Source organism: Echinicola marina (assembly GCF_020463795.1).
Classification (GTDB): domain Bacteria; phylum Bacteroidota; class Bacteroidia; order Cytophagales; family Cyclobacteriaceae; genus Echinicola; species Echinicola marina.
In genome coordinates this window covers 4,599,610-4,616,811 of the sequence record NZ_CP080025.1, presented here as the reverse complement: position 1 = coordinate 4,616,811, position 17,202 = coordinate 4,599,610, and the positions used below count along the sequence as shown (strand labels likewise).

The 17,202-nt window shown below is 38.7% G+C and carries 19 protein-coding genes and 1 tRNA gene; 13 read left to right on the top strand and 7 right to left on the bottom strand.

The window, feature by feature from the left end; genetic code table 11:
• Window positions 1-32 precede the first annotated feature (32 nt).
• Window positions 33-398, bottom strand: a complete 366-nt coding sequence (locus KZP23_RS18725) for an Hpt domain-containing protein (RefSeq protein ID WP_226333297.1) — start codon at window positions 396-398, stop codon at window positions 33-35.
• A 324-nt stretch (window positions 399-722) separates the two neighbouring features.
• Between KZP23_RS18725 and KZP23_RS18720 the strand changes: the two genes are divergently transcribed.
• On the top strand, window positions 723-1,367 hold the full coding sequence (locus tag KZP23_RS18720; RefSeq protein ID WP_226333296.1) for a DUF7255 family protein: 645 nt from the start codon (window positions 723-725) through the stop codon (window positions 1,365-1,367).
• A gap of 5 nt (window positions 1,368-1,372) precedes the next feature.
• Here KZP23_RS18720 and KZP23_RS18715 read toward each other — a convergent pair whose 3' ends face one another.
• On the bottom strand, window positions 1,373-1,990 hold the full coding sequence (locus tag KZP23_RS18715) for a deoxynucleoside kinase (RefSeq protein WP_226333295.1): 618 nt from the start codon (window positions 1,988-1,990) through the stop codon (window positions 1,373-1,375).
• Window positions 1,991-2,013: 23 nt separating this feature from the next.
• Window positions 2,014-2,904 (bottom strand): 3-hydroxyacyl-CoA dehydrogenase family protein, encoded by an 891-nt coding sequence (locus tag KZP23_RS18710; protein WP_226333294.1) that lies wholly within the window; start codon window positions 2,902-2,904, stop codon window positions 2,014-2,016.
• A 180-nt stretch (window positions 2,905-3,084) separates the two neighbouring features.
• On the opposite strand from KZP23_RS18710, the gene KZP23_RS18705 reads away from it, so the two are divergent.
• On the top strand, window positions 3,085-3,915 hold the full coding sequence (locus KZP23_RS18705; RefSeq protein WP_226336549.1) for a CvfB family protein: 831 nt from the start codon (window positions 3,085-3,087) through the stop codon (window positions 3,913-3,915).
• Here KZP23_RS18705 and KZP23_RS18700 read toward each other — a convergent pair.
• The gene (locus tag KZP23_RS18700) at window positions 3,912-4,271 is read right to left on the bottom strand and encodes an arsenate reductase family protein (protein WP_226333293.1); all 360 of its coding nucleotides are present in this window, start codon (window positions 4,269-4,271) and stop codon (window positions 3,912-3,914) included. The genes KZP23_RS18705 and KZP23_RS18700 overlap by 4 nt on opposite strands.
• A 108-nt stretch (window positions 4,272-4,379) precedes the next feature.
• On the opposite strand from KZP23_RS18700, the gene KZP23_RS18695 reads away from it, so the two are divergent.
• Window positions 4,380-4,868: a YkgJ family cysteine cluster protein gene (locus tag KZP23_RS18695; protein WP_226333292.1), complete on the top strand. Its 489-nt coding sequence runs from the start codon at window positions 4,380-4,382 to the stop codon at window positions 4,866-4,868.
• 49 nt (window positions 4,869-4,917) lie between these two features.
• A complete protein-coding gene (locus KZP23_RS18690) occupies window positions 4,918-5,835 on the top strand; it encodes an ROK family protein (RefSeq protein WP_226333291.1) in 918 nt (305 codons plus the stop codon).
• 7 nt (window positions 5,836-5,842) lie between these two features.
• Here KZP23_RS18690 and KZP23_RS18685 read toward each other — a convergent pair whose 3' ends face one another.
• Window positions 5,843-6,235 (bottom strand): magnesium transporter CorA family protein, encoded by a 393-nt coding sequence (locus tag KZP23_RS18685; RefSeq protein WP_226333290.1) that lies wholly within the window; start codon window positions 6,233-6,235, stop codon window positions 5,843-5,845.
• A gap of 305 nt (window positions 6,236-6,540) precedes the next feature.
• Here KZP23_RS18685 and KZP23_RS18680 point away from each other — a divergent pair, with 305 nt between their 5' ends.
• The 8 genes from KZP23_RS18680 (at window position 6,541) to rplT (ending at window position 15,771) form a co-directional block, all read left to right on the top strand.
• Entirely contained in the window at window positions 6,541-7,035 is a 495-nt protein-coding gene (locus tag KZP23_RS18680) for a DNA topoisomerase IV (protein ID WP_226333289.1), read from the top strand.
• 27 nt (window positions 7,036-7,062) lie between these two features.
• Window positions 7,063-8,967: a DNA topoisomerase IV subunit B gene (locus KZP23_RS18675; RefSeq protein WP_226333288.1), complete on the top strand. Its 1,905-nt coding sequence runs from the start codon at window positions 7,063-7,065 to the stop codon at window positions 8,965-8,967.
• A gap of 58 nt (window positions 8,968-9,025) precedes the next feature.
• Window positions 9,026-11,635: a DNA gyrase/topoisomerase IV subunit A gene (locus KZP23_RS18670; RefSeq protein WP_226333287.1), complete on the top strand. Its 2,610-nt coding sequence runs from the start codon at window positions 9,026-9,028 to the stop codon at window positions 11,633-11,635.
• Window position 11,636: 1 nt separating this feature from the next.
• Window positions 11,637-12,335, top strand: coding sequence for a TrmH family RNA methyltransferase (locus tag KZP23_RS18665; protein ID WP_226333286.1), 699 nt, complete (start codon window positions 11,637-11,639; stop codon window positions 12,333-12,335).
• A gap of 178 nt (window positions 12,336-12,513) precedes the next feature.
• A complete protein-coding gene (gene thrS / locus KZP23_RS18660; RefSeq protein WP_226333285.1) occupies window positions 12,514-14,463 on the top strand; it encodes a threonine--tRNA ligase in 1,950 nt (649 codons plus the stop codon).
• 88 nt (window positions 14,464-14,551) lie between these two features.
• Complete coding sequence (infC, locus tag KZP23_RS18655) at window positions 14,552-15,103, top strand: translation initiation factor IF-3 (RefSeq protein WP_226333284.1); 552 nt, start codon at window positions 14,552-14,554, stop codon at window positions 15,101-15,103.
• Between the two features lie 22 nt (window positions 15,104-15,125).
• Window positions 15,126-15,320 (top strand): 50S ribosomal protein L35, encoded by a 195-nt coding sequence (rpmI, locus tag KZP23_RS18650; protein ID WP_192010205.1) that lies wholly within the window; start codon window positions 15,126-15,128, stop codon window positions 15,318-15,320.
• Between the two features lie 106 nt (window positions 15,321-15,426).
• Window positions 15,427-15,771 (top strand): 50S ribosomal protein L20, encoded by a 345-nt coding sequence (gene rplT, locus KZP23_RS18645; protein WP_186757920.1) that lies wholly within the window; start codon window positions 15,427-15,429, stop codon window positions 15,769-15,771.
• Window positions 15,772-16,172: 401 nt separating this feature from the next.
• Here rplT and KZP23_RS18640 read toward each other — a convergent pair whose 3' ends face one another.
• Both KZP23_RS18640 and KZP23_RS18635 read right to left on the bottom strand, forming a co-directional pair.
• Window positions 16,173-16,436 carry a GIY-YIG nuclease family protein gene (locus tag KZP23_RS18640; protein ID WP_226333283.1) on the bottom strand — a complete coding sequence of 88 codons (264 nt, stop codon included), beginning with the start codon at window positions 16,434-16,436 and terminating at the stop codon, window positions 16,173-16,175.
• 50 nt (window positions 16,437-16,486) lie between these two features.
• A tRNA-Met gene (locus KZP23_RS18635) sits at window positions 16,487-16,560 on the bottom strand.
• Window positions 16,561-16,732: 172 nt separating this feature from the next.
• Here KZP23_RS18635 and KZP23_RS18630 point away from each other — a divergent pair.
• A complete protein-coding gene (locus KZP23_RS18630; RefSeq protein ID WP_226333282.1) occupies window positions 16,733-17,128 on the top strand; it encodes an START-like domain-containing protein in 396 nt (131 codons plus the stop codon).
• Window positions 17,129-17,202 lie beyond the last annotated feature (74 nt).

Sequence of the window (17,202 nt, the reverse complement as noted above, 5' to 3'; positions counted from 1 at the left end):
AAATAAAAAGTGGTGAATGGCAAATTGAAAACTTAATCATCTAATTCTCCGAGGAGTTTTTTTAGTTCCGTTTCCAAAATGGCGATGTGCTCTTTTAACTCTGCTTTATGCTTAGGGAAATTTTCCCTTACATCTAATTCAATGGATTGCAGCAGCTTTTTGGTTTGAGAAGAACCTACATAGCCCATGGCGGACTTAGCTTTATGACACTTCAGTTTAACCTCTTCATAGTTCTTTTGATCATAAAATTGATCTAGGTTTTTGAGATCTAAAATATTATTGTTGAGCACCATTTCCATCATGGGCTTGATGAGTTCAGGATTATCTCCTAAAAATTGAAAAATTACATCCTTGTTGATCAGCTTGTACATGGTGGTATGAGTAAACAGTGTATTCATCGAATTAAGTGTGGTCACTGAAGTAAAATAAAGTTCTTTTTACATTAAAAGGCTTTTACCATAAGGTTTTCATAAGCGGAAAGATTGCCTTACTTTTGCCGAACCATCCTTTCTGTAAAATTGAGGAAAAGATTCAAATATGAAAACAAAGAAAATAATATTTCTTATTCTAAGCATCATCTTTTTGCTTTTAATGGTTTTGATAGGAATTGATATTTCCTCAAAAACGACCTTTCCAGGTTCAAAAGGGAACTTAAAGGAACGGATTAAAGAATCAAATTCCAGCACTGTGAATGAATAATTCTAGCCAAACGATATTGTATTTTGCATCAACTTAAAGTAAATAATCTTATTAAGGTTCTGCTTGATCAGGACCTCAAATTGGAAGAACACTTTTTATTGGAAACCAACCCAAATTTACTGGATGAAAAGGCCCAATCCATGCTTCAAGAGCTCTACGAGCGAATTGGGGGAAATGGTGATTTTATCTGTTTGGAGAATTTAAAATTTGACTTTAAGATTGATCGTTTTCTATTTCTTTACGATGATGCAGTTCACTTTAATAGGTATAGGTTAAATTCTTTTAAATCAAATATTTATGATGTTTTTACCTTTGCTTGGGTAGATGCTTATAAACGCCTCTGCAGGACATTTGAAAGGGAGTGTCTCAAGACTGGTTTGCAGGAAAGAATATGGTATGGTCCGCCAATCGCAGGAAAGTGTTTTGGGTATTCTGAAGAGGCGGGCGATCTAAGTGGAAATGGTTCTGCAGGTTGGAAATTGAACGCTTATAACGACGCCCAGTATGATTTGCTGAGCAGGCTGCATGGATATAAAATCATCCGCTTACCCATGTATGAAAATATCATGATGGGCGGAAGCCTCAAAAAACTTGACCAGCTATTGGTCAATCCCAAAGAAGAGTATTCCAAGGCGATTTATTCTTGGTTCATGCGAAAAATGATTTGATGAATTTAGGCAAATAAACCATTGATTTCGCGGTCCACCAAATTAAGCACCTGACTGAAATCTTCTTTTTTTGATACAAAATCCAAATCATTGACATCAATAATCAGTATTTTCCCCTTGTCATAGGTTTTAATCCAGTTTTCATAATGGTTGTTGAGGTTTTTGAGGTATTTGATGCTGATATTTGCTTCATAGGATCGGCCTCTTTTCTGTATTTGACTGACCAGTTTGGGGATATCTGCTTTGAGGTAAATCAATAAATCTGGAGCTTGGATATAGTGCATCATTGAATGGAAGAGCTGTAGGTAGTTATGGTAATCTCGGTTATTCAGGTAACCAGATTGATTGAGGTTGGCCGCAAAAATATAGGCATCTTCATAAATGGTGCGGTCCTGTATGGTGGTCTTTTTGCTGGCTAGAATCTCTTTGATCTGATTAAATCGACTATTGAGGAAATAAACCTGAAGATGAAATGCCCATTTGTGCATGTCCTCGTAGAAGTCCAGTAGATAGGGATTATCATCTACGTCTTCATGGTTGACATGCCAGTTGAAATGCTTGCCCAGCATACTTGCCAGGCTGGATTTGCCACTACCTATATTTCCAGAGACAGCAATATGCATAAAGTAGGCTTTTTTATATTGAGTTAGTTTTGAAAGCGTTCTGCAACCTGTATCTCCTTGGAGCCCAGTTCATGTTTATAAAAACCCACACCGCTTTTTACTCCCTTGTGGCCAGCTGCGACCATATTGACCAGTAATGGACAAGGGGCATATTTGGGGTTGCCCAAGCCTTCATAGAGTACCTTTAGTATAGAGAGGCACACATCCAAACCTATAAAATCAGCCAGCTGCAAAGGTCCCATGGGATGAGCCATGCCCATTTTTAAAACCGTGTCAATTTCCTGTACTCCTGCGACGCCTTCATATAGTGAATAAATGGCCTCATTGATCATGGGCATTAATATTCTATTGGATACAAAGCCCGGATAATCATTGACTTCGACGGGTGTTTTTTCAAGGCTTTTAGAGAGGGACATGATTTGGTGGGTGGTTTCATGGGAAGTGCTGTAGCCCCTGATGACCTCTACCAATGGCATCACCGGAACAGGATTCATGAAATGCATTCCTATTACCTTATTTGGCCTGGCTGTAGCTGAGGCGATTTGGGTAATGGAGATGGAAGAAGTATTGGAAGCCAGGATGGTTTCTTTAGGACAATATTGGTCCAGTTTTTTAAAAAGCTCCAGTTTTACAGATAGATTTTCAGTGGCCGCTTCCACCACTAAATCTGATTTACTTATCCCTAATTCCAAATCAGAATAAGTGCGGATTCTTGAAAGAATTTCTTCCTTTTCCTGAGGGTCAATTTTTTCTTTGGCAATTTGCCTATCTAGGTTTTGGGCAATGGTGCCCATGGCCATTTCAAGCGCTTTTTCACTGCTGTCTATAAGGGCTACTTTATGTCCAAATTGGGCGAAAACATGCGCTATACCGTTACCCATTGTGCCAGCACCAACTACAGAAACTTTTACCATAAAAACTTAATTTATTTTCCCAAAGTCAGGAGGGAAGGTCATATTTTGCGTTTACTATTCTTTAGTTAAATCTAAATTTTAAAGCTTGTTATTCCAATTGGTCCAAGGAAATAAAATAGTTTTTTCTGGTCAAAAATCAGTTTTGATCATATTTCCGTAACTTTGGGACAAATGAAGAATATGAAAGAATTGGGCAAGATCTCCACATTAACCATCAACCGATTTACAAGTAATGGTGCATACCTGCAATTATCCGATGGCGACGAAGTATTATTACCTCAAGGATACCTCAATGGGGATGAAAAGGAAGGGGATGAAAAAGAGGTTTTTGTCTACACGGATAGTGAAGATAGACCTGTGGCCATAACTGACCGACCTGTGGCATTGGTAGATGAATTTGCAGTAATGGAGGTGAAAGAAGTGACGCAGTTTGGGGCATTTATGGATTGGGGGTTGCCAAAGGACCTTTTTGTGCCTAAATCAGAAATGGGCAAGCCTATTACTGAAGGGCAAAAATACCTGGTAATGGTTTGTGTGGATTACAAAACCAACCGTTTGATCGGGGTTTCTAAGTACCAGGACTTTATGTTATCCGACACCGGTGTGTTTGAAGAGGGCCAAGAAATCAAAGGCTTGGTGTTTGATCATACAGACCTTGGTTATAAGATTTTGATAGACCAGCATTATGAAGGATTGGTCTATGGCAATGAAGTTTTCAAGCCGATTAAGATGGGCGAAGAAATCACTGCGTATATAAAGAAGAAAAGAGATGATGGGAAGTTGGATCTTCAGCTGACGCCAATTGGCCGGCAAAAGTATGAAGAGGGTGCAGAAAAAATCATGGCAGTTTTGGCTGATAAAAGATTCCTGCCGCTGCATGATAAATCATCCCCTGAAGACATCAAGTCAAGTTTGGGGATGAGCAAGAAGCACTTTAAGCAATCTATAGGGCAATTATACAAGAGTAAGAAAATCAGGATCTTAGATAACGGTATCGAAATTGTTGATTAACTCAATTTAAGAATTTCCATCGGTTTGGTGCACAACACGGCCTTTTCCCTTTTAATGGCAATTGGAGCTTTGATCAAATAAGGGTATTTAACCAAAATATTTAACCAGCTTTCATCATCCCAAGTTTTGCCAGCGATGAGGCTTTGGTAGTCAGGGTGAGCTCGGTTGAGTAAGTCTTTAGGGCGAAGTTTCAATTTTTCCAAAATGGTTCTCCAGCCCGTAGTGGTGATACGTTCTTTTTCAATATCGATTTCATTGACGTATCTGGAGACAGAACGGGCATAGGCCCTGGCCTGTTTGTCAATAGGGTGAGAAGGGATGAAATAGAAGAATAATTCGCTAGGGTGCATTTTCATGTCAGTTTGGTTTGAAGTACCTCTAAAAATACGAAAAAAGGCTAGAATTCCAAATATATTACTGATAAATTTAATTCAAACAGGTGTATAAATTTGTAATTTAAATTTATGGATTTAGAAAATTTTAAAAATAAGGCCCGGAGTGAATATGCTAATCACAAAAAACTCAAGGGAAGATTAAGAAAAATAAAACCCAAGACCCTTGATCAAAAATTTTCTGATGCCCATGATGAGCAATTTGAGCAAATTGATTGTTTGGAATGTGCGAACTGCTGCAAGACTACGAGTCCTATTTTCATACAGACTGATATTGATAGGTTAGCCAAGGTCTTCAGGATGAAGTCATCCGAATTCATAGATACTTACCTGCATCGGGATGAGGAGGGGGATTTTGTGCTGAACAGTTCTCCCTGTCCGTTTTTGGGAGAAGACAATAAATGTTTTGTATATGAATCTAGGCCAAAGGCCTGTAGGGAATATCCTCATACCAATAGAAAAAATATACATGGGATACTGAACCTGACATTGAAAAATACGATGATTTGCCCTGCCGTTCATGGAATCTTTCAAGTCTTTTTAAAAGATTTTAGGAAGTAAGTTGAACTCTTTACTAATTTAGGAGCCAAAACCTATTAATCCATAAACCATGAATAATCAACAAGAACACTTTCTAGGTGTAGATGTGGGTGGAACACACCTTAAAATTGGCAAGGTAAACTTGCAAGGAGAAATTGTTTCCTTTGATAAAGAAGATACCAGTCCATATAAAAATGACCCAAAAGGGTTCAATGCTTGTTTCGTAGATGTAATTGGAAAGTATCTTTCCAAATATCCAGATGTCCATAAAGTGGGTATAGGACTACCAGGCCTGATCAATAAGGAGAGAACCACCACGCTTGAAATTCCAGCCATTCCAAATTTGGATGGATTTAACTTAAAGCAATCTCTTTTGGATAAATATCCAGATAAGTCCTTTTTCCTAGAAAATGATGCGAGTGCTGCTGCGGTGGGTGAATTTAAATTTGCATCTTCCAAACCATCTCCTAACTTCCTCTTCATCACGATGGGAACAGGTATTGGTAGTGCTGCAGTGATTGATGGAAAGATCTTTAAGGGAGCTAGAGGAAATGCCATGGAAATGGGGCATATGATGTCTCGTGGTAATGCCCGACTAGAGACTTTAATCGGAAGAAATGGCATTTTGACCATTTTGGAAAGAATGATCCATGCCTATCCTGAAAAGGCAGGAGTGCTTCGTGACAAGGAATTGGGAACACATTTATTGGTGGACACAGCCCTTGCAGGCAATGAAGTGTCATTGATGACTTTTGAAGAAGTAGGTAATATTTTGGGAGAAGCTATTGTTTCTACAGTAAGAATACTTGATGTAACAGAGATTTACTTTGGAGGTGGAATATCTGCAGGCTTGGAGTTTATGATGCCAGCTTTGGATAAGACGGTGAGACAGTATCTTACACCGTATTATGTCAATGAGTTAAAGCTTTCTAAAGCCACCTTAGGAAATAATGCAGGAACACTCGGAGCCGCGGCCCTTTGTTTTTGATTCCAGATTAAGGATTCAAAGTGGTGATGGTCACCTCACTCACTTTATTGATAGCATTTAAGCGAAAGAGAACCTTTAGGGGTTCTTTTTCTGTTTTATGGCCCTCACCACAGTCATCTGATGGCTCTAAAAAATAGAAGAAGAAACTCTGGCTTTTGTCCAATAACTCTACCCTGTCGGGCCTACCAAAAGTAAGAATAAGTTCTTGGTTATTAGCTTCCAAAAATGTGTTTTTGATTTTTTGAAGCTCTTCCAAGTCTTGTATTCTAAGCCCCTTGCAGCCATACCGGTCATTTTTCCAGTTTTCCAAATTGATCTTGCCAGCGTCAAGCTTGCTTGAACATGCGCTGAAAAGAAGGATGAAGCATAAGGTTAGGATTGAAAGCAGGAACTTGTTCATAAAAACTATTACCAAAGGCGATTGAAATGAGGAACGAAGGTACAATAAGATGGGATAAAGTAAAACAAGAGAAATGGAATATTGGTGTTTTGAGCCGTTACGTTTAATCAGCAAAGGTACTTAGGCCAGTATTGGTATAATTTCAAACGATTATAAATAGAGTATAGGAGCATAAATGCCACTTATTGTCAGGAAATTAAAGCTAAGGGGCAAAAGTCTCTTTGACCCAAGCCGAAAAAACTACCGCTTTCATCAGGGTATTCTTTGATCTTAAACCTTATATTAGCAGTTTAAATTACGAATTTATGAAGTATCGATTTGCCAAAGCATTCCATTTGCTTTCCGTATTCCTATTCATCGTCATTTTCTTGTATATCTATTCAGCCTTACCTCAGCAGGTCAATTATGAGGTGGGAGAGAGTGGACAGACCTTGAAGATTATCGACAAAGACACCTTTTTTTATGCAGGAATAGGTTTGTTTATCTTTTTGAACCTGGTTTTTATAACGCCAGCTAAGATGATAGAAAACAAGTCCACTTTGAATATCAAGAAATTGTTCAGAAACGGTGATCCTTTTAAGGATAATATGTTGACCTGGTCTTATTCCTTTGCAGCAGTAATGAACATAGGCATTGTCATCATCGCCTTTTATGTACATGGAATCAATGGGATGACAGAGGCAATAGGAAATAGTTCTGGATACGGCTTGTATTTAATTCCAGTATTTTTTGTAATATGGATTATATGGCTCTTTGTGATTGTATCAAAAAAGATGAGCAGTCTTAAGTCAGAAGCATAAAAAGTACCCTAGAAATTTAAAATATCAATGGCAGAAAAAAACGTACAATACACCGAAGATAGTATCAAGTCCCTGGATTGGAAAGAGCATATCAGGCTCCGTCCCGGGATGTATATTGGTAAGTTAGGAGATGGTAGTGCTCAGGATGATGGGATTTACGTTTTGGTAAAAGAAATCCTTGATAACAGTATTGATGAACATATGATGGGACATGGAAGGACCATTGACATCAAGATCAGTGAGCATAGGGTTGAGGTGAGAGATTATGGACGGGGAATTCCTCTGGGCAAGGTGATTGATTGCGTTTCTAAAATCAATACGGGGGGAAAATATGACTCTGGGGCTTTCCAGAAATCTGTTGGACTAAATGGTGTGGGTACCAAAGCAGTAAACGCCCTGTCTGAATATTTTAAGGTGCAATCGTATAGGGATGGTCAGACCAAGGTGGCTGAGTTCAATAAGGGGGAATTGGTAGAAGATAGGGAAGTGGTAAAGACTTCTGAGCGGAATGGGACAAAGATCGTTTTTTCTCCCGATCCCACTGTTTTTAAAAACTACCATTTTATCCCTGAATACCTAGAAAATCAGATTTGGAACTACGCCTTCCTTAATGCAGGGCTAAATATCAATTATAACGGAAAGAAATATTTTTCTGACAAGGGACTTCATGATCTATTGGACAGGAAAATTGATGAAGATAGCAGCAGGTATCCTATCATTCACCTTAAAGGCAATGATATAGAGATGGCGCTGACCCATTCCAATCAATATGGTGAAGAATATTATTCTTTTGTCAACGGGCAGTTTACTACACAGGGAGGTACGCACTTGGCCGCTTTTAGGGAAGCCCTTGTAAAAGCAATTCGAGAGTTTTTCAAAAAGGATTATGATGCCTCTGATATTAGGCAGAGTATTGTGGGAGCAATTGCTGTAAGGGTTCAAGAGCCAGTTTTTGAATCACAAACCAAGACCAAGCTGGGCTCGCAAAGTGTTGGGCCTGATGGGCCGACCTTAAGAACTTTTGTAAATGACTTTATCAAGGTGGAGCTGGACAATTATCTGCACAAAAATCCTGATACTGCCAATGCTTTGCTCAAAAGAATCTTACAGTCTGAAAGGGAAAGAAAAGAAATTTCAGGTATTAAGAAATTGGCCAATGAGCGGGCAAAAAAGGCTAATCTTCATAATAAAAAATTGAGAGACTGCCGTGTGCATTATGATGATAAAAAGGCGGATGAGGAAGCCAAAAATGACACGATGCTTTTCATAACGGAGGGTGATTCAGCTTCAGGTTCGATAACCAAATCCAGGGATGTACAGACTCAAGCGGTGTTTTCCCTTCGTGGTAAACCTTTGAACTGCTATGGGATGACTAAGAAGGTGGTCTATGAAAACGAGGAATTCAACTTGCTTCAACACGCCCTTAATATTGAAGATAGTATAGAAGGGCTTCGCTACAGGAAAATTGTGATTGCCACGGATGCCGATGTGGATGGAATGCACATTAGGTTACTGATCATGACCTACTTCCTACAGTTCTTTCCTGACTTGGTGAAAAATGGTCATCTGTACATTTTGGACACACCGCTCTTTAGGGTCAGGAATAAAAAAGAAACTATTTATTGTTATTCAGATGAAGAGCGTAGGAATGCCATAGCCAAGCTGGGCAATAAACCGGAAATCACCCGATTTAAGGGATTAGGAGAGATTTCCCCAGAAGAATTTGGTGGATTTATAGGAGAGGATATTCGTTTAGAACCTATTATCCTTAGGAAAGAAACTAAAATAGCAGATTTGTTATCCTTCTTTATGGGCAAAAACACCCCGAAAAGACAGACATTCATCATAGATAACCTGAAGGTGGAAAAGGATGTGGTTGATGAAAAAGACAGTCATAAGCCTGTTGATGAAAAGGAGATTGAAGCGGCCTGATTGGCATTTTTCAACTAAATCTGTTAAACACCCTTTTATTAAATTGCTATAATAGAATATGAGTGATATAGAAAATAATGGTCAGGAAGAAAATGGAGAAGCCCTTCACAATTCGGTTCCAGTAACTGGAATGTACAAAGAATGGTTTCTCGATTATGCTTCTTATGTGATTTTGGAGCGTGCAGTACCAGCCATTGAAGATGGCTTTAAACCCGTACAGAGAAGGATCCTGCATGCGATGAAAGAAATGGATGATGGTCGCTTCAATAAGGTGGCCAATATCATCGGACAAACCATGCAGTACCACCCACATGGGGATGCATCCATCAGTGATGCCATTGTGAACCTGGGCCAAAAGGATCTTTTGATAGAGACTCAGGGTAACTGGGGAGATATCCGTACGGGTGATGGTGCAGCTGCAGCCAGGTACATAGAGGCAAGGCTTTCTAAATTTGCATTGGATGTCGTCTTTAATCCTCAGACTACGGAATGGCAACTTTCTTATGATGGTAGGAAAAGGGAGCCATTGACCTTGCCTGTTAAATTCCCTTTGCTCCTTGCTCAGGGGGTTGAAGGGATTGCAGTGGGGCTTTCTACCAAAATTTTACCCCATAACTTCTGTGAGCTTATCCAAGCTTCCATTGATGTTTTGAAGGGGAAAAAAACCAATGTTCTGCCAGACTTCCCAACAGGAGGTCTGGCAGATTTTTCGGAATATAATGAAGGAATCAGGGGCGGAAAGGTCAAGGTCAGGGCAAAAATTGAGGAAGGAGATAATAAAAGTCTTTTAATTAAGGATATTCCATTTGGAACAACCACTAACTCAATTATTGATTCTATTATCAAAGCCAATGATAAGGGGAAGATCAAGATCAAAAAAGTAGTGGACAATACGGCCAAGGATGTGGAGATACAGGTCTTTTTGGCTTCAGGCCAGTCTCCTGATATGACCATAGATGCCTTATATGCATTTACCGATTGTGAGGTGTCCATTTCTCCTAATGCCTGTGTGATCATTGATGACAAGCCTGTATTCCTGACCGTAAACGATATCCTGAAAAGGAATACCATCCAAACCAAGGATTTACTGAAACAAGAACTGGAGATCCGAAGGGGAGAATTGATGGAAAAACTGCTTTTCTCGTCACTTGAAAAAATATTTATTGAGAATAGGATATACCGGGATATCGAAGAGTGTGAGACTTGGGAGGCTGTGTTGGAAACCATTGATAGGGGACTGGACCCATATAAACCTGATTTCTATAGGGAAATCACCCAAGAAGATATCACCAGGCTTACCGAGATTAAGATCAAGCGAATTTCCAAATTCGATACATTTAAGGCTGACGAGCTGATGCGCAAGCTGGAAGAGGAGCTCAAAGAGGTGAACTATAACTTGGAAAACCTGACAGAATTTGCCATTGGATATTATAAAAACTTATTAAAGAAGTATGGTAAAGGAAGAGAGCGGAAAACCGAAATTCGCACCTTTGATACCATTGAAGCTACCGTAGTGGCCGCCAATAATGCCAAGCTGTATGTCAATAGGCAGGATGGATTTATTGGACATGGTCTTAAGAAGGATGAATTTGTATGTGATTGTTCCGACCTTGATGATATCATCGCATTTAAAAAAGATGGTACCTGTGTGGTTACTAAGATACAGGATAAGGTTTTTGTAGGAAAAGACATTATCCATGTAGGGGTTTTCCGTAAGGGGGATGAAAGAATGGTCTACAACATGATATATCTCGACGGAGTTTCAGGAAGAGCAATGGTGAAGCGCTTTCAGATATTGAGTGTGACCAGAGACAGGGAGTATGTGCTTACAAAAGGTTCAAAAGGCTCAAAAGTACTTTATTTCACTGCCAACAGCAATGGAGAGGCAGAGATCATCACAGCTTATTTGACCCAAGGTAGCAAGGCCAGGGTGAAGGTGTTTGATTTTGATTTTAAAGAAATAGATATCAAAGGTCGTGGAGCAGGTGGTAATATTCTTACCAAGTATCCAATTAGAAAGATCCAACTAAAGATGGAGGGGGTGTCGACCTTAGGAGGACTTGATGTTTATTTTGATGATGCTGTCGGTCGGTTGAATACTGATGAGCGAGGCAAGTTGATTGGTAATTTTATAAGTGATGATAAAATCATTGCTTTCTATAATGATGGTAGTTATGAAGTGACTTCTTATGAGTTGACCAATAGGTACGATACCAACACACTATTGTCAATTGAGAAGTTTGATCCAGCAAAAGTGGTATCTGCCATTTATTATGATGGAGCAAGTAAGAATTACTATGTAAAGCGGTTCTTAGTTGAGACCAGTACGGTTAATAAAAAGTTTGGTTTTATATCAGATCATAAAAAGTCCTATCTGAAGGTGGTTTCCATGGATAAACAGCCTCAGGTTAAGGTGAGCCTTAAGAAAGGGAATGAAGTTGAAGAAGTAGAATATGATTTGGATATGCTGATCGATGTGAAAGGATGGAAATCAGTGGGGAATAAACTATCTTCCTATCCGATCAAAGATATTAAATTATTGGAGCCTGTAAAGAAGGCTGAAGACAAAGCCGAAAAAGAAGAAGATATAGAAGTGGGCTCCACTATAGATTTAAATGTAAAGGGAGATGAGGAGAATGATGATAAGGAGCAATTAGGCTTATTCTGATATGGGGAAAGAAAATCCTGATAAGGCATTGATGGCCTATTTGGAGCAATATATCACTGACCATAAAAAGACCAAGATGGAAGAAGTCTTGGCCCTAAGGTCGAGATTTTTCACCGTTGTATTGGAGGATATTTACAAACCTCACAATGCCAGCGCTGTAATCAGGACCTGCGATTGTTTTGGAGTGCAGGATATACATATCATAGAAAAATCGACCACCTATCATATCAATCCTTATGTAGTGAGAGGAGCTGCTCAATGGGTGGATATTCATCGATATGTAGAAAGCCCTACTGTATCTGCCGTGGATAGTTGTTTTTCAGCATTGAGGGAAAAAGGCTATAAAATATTGGCTACCTCTCCACATGGTAAAAGCATGCCTTTAAGTGAAGTGAAAACGGATGAAAAGATAGCTTTGGTTTTTGGGAATGAGCATGCCGGGGTGAGTGATGAAGTTATTGAGAAAAGTGACGGTTTGGTCCATATTCCCATGACTGGTTTTACGGAAAGCTTTAATATTTCAGTAAGTGCTTCTGTCTGTCTTTATGATTTGCACCAAAAGATAGCTAATAAGCGTCCTGACGATTTTTATCTTGATGAAGCTGAAAAAGAAGTTTTGAGGTTGGAGTGGTATAAAAGCGTGGTGAAGAATTCCGATATTCATATAAAACAATTTTATCAATCCGACGAAAAGAGGTGAAAAGGTAGTGTGTTTTTGATTGACTAAGTGGGAGATAGTGGCTATTATTTGTATTGTAACCAAATATCCTATTCTTTAAGTTTAAAATTTTTCAATCCCATACTGAATTTGCATATTTGCATACTTAAAGCACCTGTTTGTAAAGGTGCTATGTTCAATTCAATTTTAGAAGAGTTAAATGTCTAATAACTTAATTAACATTACGCTGCCTGATGGGGCAGTGAAAGAGTACGAAAAAGGAACTACCGGCTTACAAATCGCGCTTAGTATCAGTGAGGGATTAGCTAGGAACGTCCTTGCCGCTAAAGTAAATGGAGAGGTTTGGGATGCTACCAGGCCAATCAACAATGATGCTGAGGTGGCATTACTGACCTGGAATGACAAAGATGGTAAATCTACTTTTTGGCATTCTTCTGCCCACCTTTTGGCTGAGGCTTTAGAGGCTTTGTACCCTGGAGTGAAATTTGGAATCGGGCCATCCATTGAGACGGGCTTTTACTACGATGTAGATTTTGGTGATAAGCAGATTGATGGTGCAGAGTTGGAAACCATTGAGAAAAAAATGGTTGAGCTTGCCCGCCAAAAAAATGAATATATCAGGAAGGATATTTCAAAAAGTGATGCCATTGCCTATTTTAAAGAAAAGGGCGATGAATATAAACTGGACCTGATCGATAGATTAGAAGATGGTACCATTACATTTTATGAGCAAGGTAATTTTGTAGACCTTTGTCGTGGCCCACATGTACCTAATACTGGTTTTATTAAGGCTGTAAAGTTACTTAATGTGGCTGGAGCTTATTGGAAAGGGGATGAGAATAATAAAATGCTTACCAGAATCTATGGCGTTTCTTTTCCGAAAGCTAAAGAACTTACTGAGTACCTTAAGATGCTTGAGGAAGCTAAAAAGCGTGATCATAGAAAATTGGGCAGGGAACTGGAACTGTTTACCTTCTCTGAAAAGGTGGGCATGGGCTTACCTTTATGGTTGCCAAAAGGCACGCTGTTAAGAGAACGTTTGGTGAGCTTTTTGAAGAAAGCCCAGGATAAATCAGGATATCAGCAAGTAATTACTCCACATATTGGTCATAAGGTTCTATATGAAACTTCTGGTCATTATGAGAAATATGGTAAGGATTCCTTCCAGCCGATTGCTACTCCTCATGAGGGAGAGGAATTCTTACTGAAACCAATGAACTGTCCTCACCATTGTGAGATATATAAGCATAAGCCTAGATCTTATAAGGACCTACCCATTCGATATGCTGAGTTTGGTACAGTGTATAGGTATGAGCAAAGTGGGGAATTACATGGTTTGACCAGGGTAAGAGGCTTCACTCAGGATGATGCCCATATTTTCTGTCGTCCAGATCAGGTAAAAGAAGAGTTTATCAAGGTGATTGATTTGGTACTTTATGTATTTAAGGCTTTGGGATTTGATGATTATACTGCTCAGATTTCCTTAAGAGATCCTGATAACAAAGATAAGTATATCGGTGGAGACGAGGCTTGGAACAAAGCTGAGGCTGCCATTGTGGAAGCAGCTGCTGAAAAGGGCCTTGATACAGTTACAGAATTAGGCGAAGCCGCTTTCTATGGTCCAAAGCTGGACTTTATGGTAAAAGATGCCTTAGGAAGAAGCTGGCAGTTGGGTACTATTCAAGTAGATTATCAATTGCCAGATAGATTCCAATTGGAGTATGTAGGTTCAGATAACCAAAAGCACCGTCCAGTGATGATTCACAGGGCTCCTTTTGGTTCCTTGGAAAGATTTGTAGCGGTGCTTATTGAGCACTGTGCTGGTAATTTTCCACTGTGGTTGTCACCAGAGCAGATTAATATTTTGCCAATTTCTGAGAAATTTATTGATTACGCCAATACTATCCATCAATTGCTTGATGAGAATGATATTGCTGGTTCTATTGATAATCGCGATGAGAAAATTGGCAGAAAGATACGGGACTCAGAAGTTAAAAAAGTGCCTTTTATGCTAATTGTAGGGGAAAAAGAAGAAGCAGAAGGCAAAGTGTCTGTGCGTAAGCATGGTGAAGGTGACTTGGGTAGTTTTACTCCGGAGGAGTTTGTGAAGTACTTCAAAAATATTATTTCGGAATCCCTAAGTAAATAAAAATAAAAGCTAAAAAAGATTCGGTATTTTAATAATTAAAAAAATATCCGATATTTGCAGTCAAATTCATTTAATCAATATAACTATTTTGAGAGGAAGAAAACCGTTTAGACCGAGACAAGAAGAGCCTTATAAAGTAAATTCAAAAATCCGAGCGCGTGAAGTAAGGGTAGTTGGTGACTTTGTAGAAGGAGGAAATGCCGTCCTTCCTACGGATGAAGCTATCAAGATCGCCAAGGAGCAGGACCTTGATCTCGTAGAAATTTCTCCTAATGCTAATCCACCTGTATGTAAGGTGATTGATTATGCGAAGTTCAAATATGAACAGAAAAAGAAGCAGAAGGAAATCAAAGCCAATGCTGCCAAAACTGTTCTTAAAGAAATCCGGTTCGGACCTAATACGGACGATCATGATTTTGCTTTTAAACTAAAGCATGCCATCAACTTCCTTAAGGATGGAGCCAAAGTAAAGGCCTATGTGCACTTTGTTGGTAGATCGATTGTCTTTAAGGAAAGAGGAGAGATGTTGTTATTGAAATTCGCGCAGGCATTGGAAGAATACGGTCATGTGGAGCAACTTCCTAAAATGGAAGGTAAAAGAATGAATATGTTTGTTGCTCCCAAAACCAGTAAGAAATAATTTCAACAAATAATACAGTGTTATGCCTAAAGTAAAAACTAAATCAAGTGCAAAAAAGAGATTCAAATTAACTGGATCTGGAAAGATTAGAAGGAAACATGCTTACAAAAGCCACATCCTGACTAAGAAGGAAACCAAAAGAAAGAGAAATCTTACTAAAATGGGTGAAGTTCATGAGTCTGATGTGAACAGAGTAAAAGACATGTTGAGAATCTGATTTTCGACAAAATCAATTTAAAGGTTATTTATTCACCAGATGCTTGGTTTGTCAAGTTCTGAGGGTGAAAGTCTTCAGGCACCAAGAGTCAAAAAATTAATTAATTATGCCTAGATCAGTAAACGCGGTAGCGTCAAGAGCAAGAAGAAAAAAAGTATTAAAAGCTACAAGAGGTTACTTCGGAAGAGGTAGCAATGTATGGACTGTAGCAAAAAACAAGTACGAAAAAGGTTTACAGTACGCGTACAGGGATAGAAAAGCTAAGAAGAGAGAATTCAGAAAGCTTTGGATCCAGCGTATCAATGCCGGTGCCAGAGAACATGGCATTTCTTATTCACAATTCATGGGTCTGCTCAAGAAAGCAGAAGTTGAGCTAAACAGAAAAGTTTTGGCTGACCTTGCCATGAATCATCCAGAGGCATTCAAAGCTGTTGTTGAAAAAGTAAAGTAAGGAGCACTAACTTACTCTATTATAAAAGCCCCTCATTTGAGGGGCTTTTTGTTTGTTAATATTTTTTGTTTACTGGCAGGTCAATTTCTTAAATTTCACTATATTACAAAAAGCACGGAACAAATATTTATTAAAAATTGGGGGAGGGGCTTCCTTTCAAATTTAGGTGTAGATATTAAGAGTATTTGTCTTGGTACTTCTAATTTATTCATAGAGGTTGAGTAATAGGTTAAGATCTGTGTCGAATAAACTGTAGGGTAAAAAATTATTCCATGATTGAATAAGTGAAATATATAAAAAAGGCTCCCTAAAATGGAAGGTTATCTGTAGTTCCGACAGTTATCGGAAGGAGTTGAACCCTGGTCCGCTAAGGCGGATAAGAATCCATTGCAAGATTTAGTTTATAGATATTTGGGTAGGATATTTGTTTTGATCCAAATTCTTCCATTACCAGTTTTAAGTTCCTTTTCTCTTTGGAGGGCTTTTGGTTTAGAGAAAAAGATTTCAGTATGAATAACTGTCCAAGGTCTGTATCTAGTAGTGAAACCTTTTTTGGCAAAGGTGTTATGTGAATGGAACCTATAGGTAAGGTTTGAGGTCATTCCAGTATAAGTTTTACCAGAAGATTTAGTGAATAAAACATAAACAGTGAAAAGTTCATCCATGATAAAAAGATTAAAAACAAAAAAGGCTCCCAAAAATGGAAGCCTAAGAGTAGCGAGGACGGGAGTTGAACCCGTGACCTCAGGGTTATGAATCCTGCGCTCTAACCAACTGAGCTACCTCGCCAGATAAAATAGACTCTCTTTTGAGCCTCCAGATCAACTAGAGTATTATATTTGGCTTTGGTTAACTGCCAACTCCTTGCTGAATGGGAATGCAAATATGTAGGGTTATCTGATTAAATGCAAGCCCTAGAGGTGAAAAATGTTAACTTTTTATCGAATAAAATTTTAAAGTTATGGTTAAGAATAAGTTTGTTGCTGACTATCAGGTGAATACTTCCAAAAAGATTATTTTCCCCTATTTAAGTACTGCTAGTGGACTTTCCGAGTGGTTTGCAGATGACGTGACCATTGATGCAGATAAGAATTTTAATTTTGTTTATGATGGCTTAGATCATTATGCGAGGATAGCTGCTATTCGTTCAAACCATGGTGTGAAGTTCGAGTTTTTCGATCCTGCAATGCCTGATGAAGAGGACCATTCCTATGTTGAGTTCAGGTTGGATGAGAATGAACTTACCCAGACCTTGTTTTTGAAGGTAATAGACTATAGTGATTCTTATGATGATAGTGAACAAGAGGAAATTTGGGAGGGCTTAGTTTCTACTTTAAAGGAAATAATTGGTGGATAAATAATTCTATCATTATAATTTTTCATTTAATATGATGAACTTAGTGCGCTCATATTACGTGGATATTGGTGGTT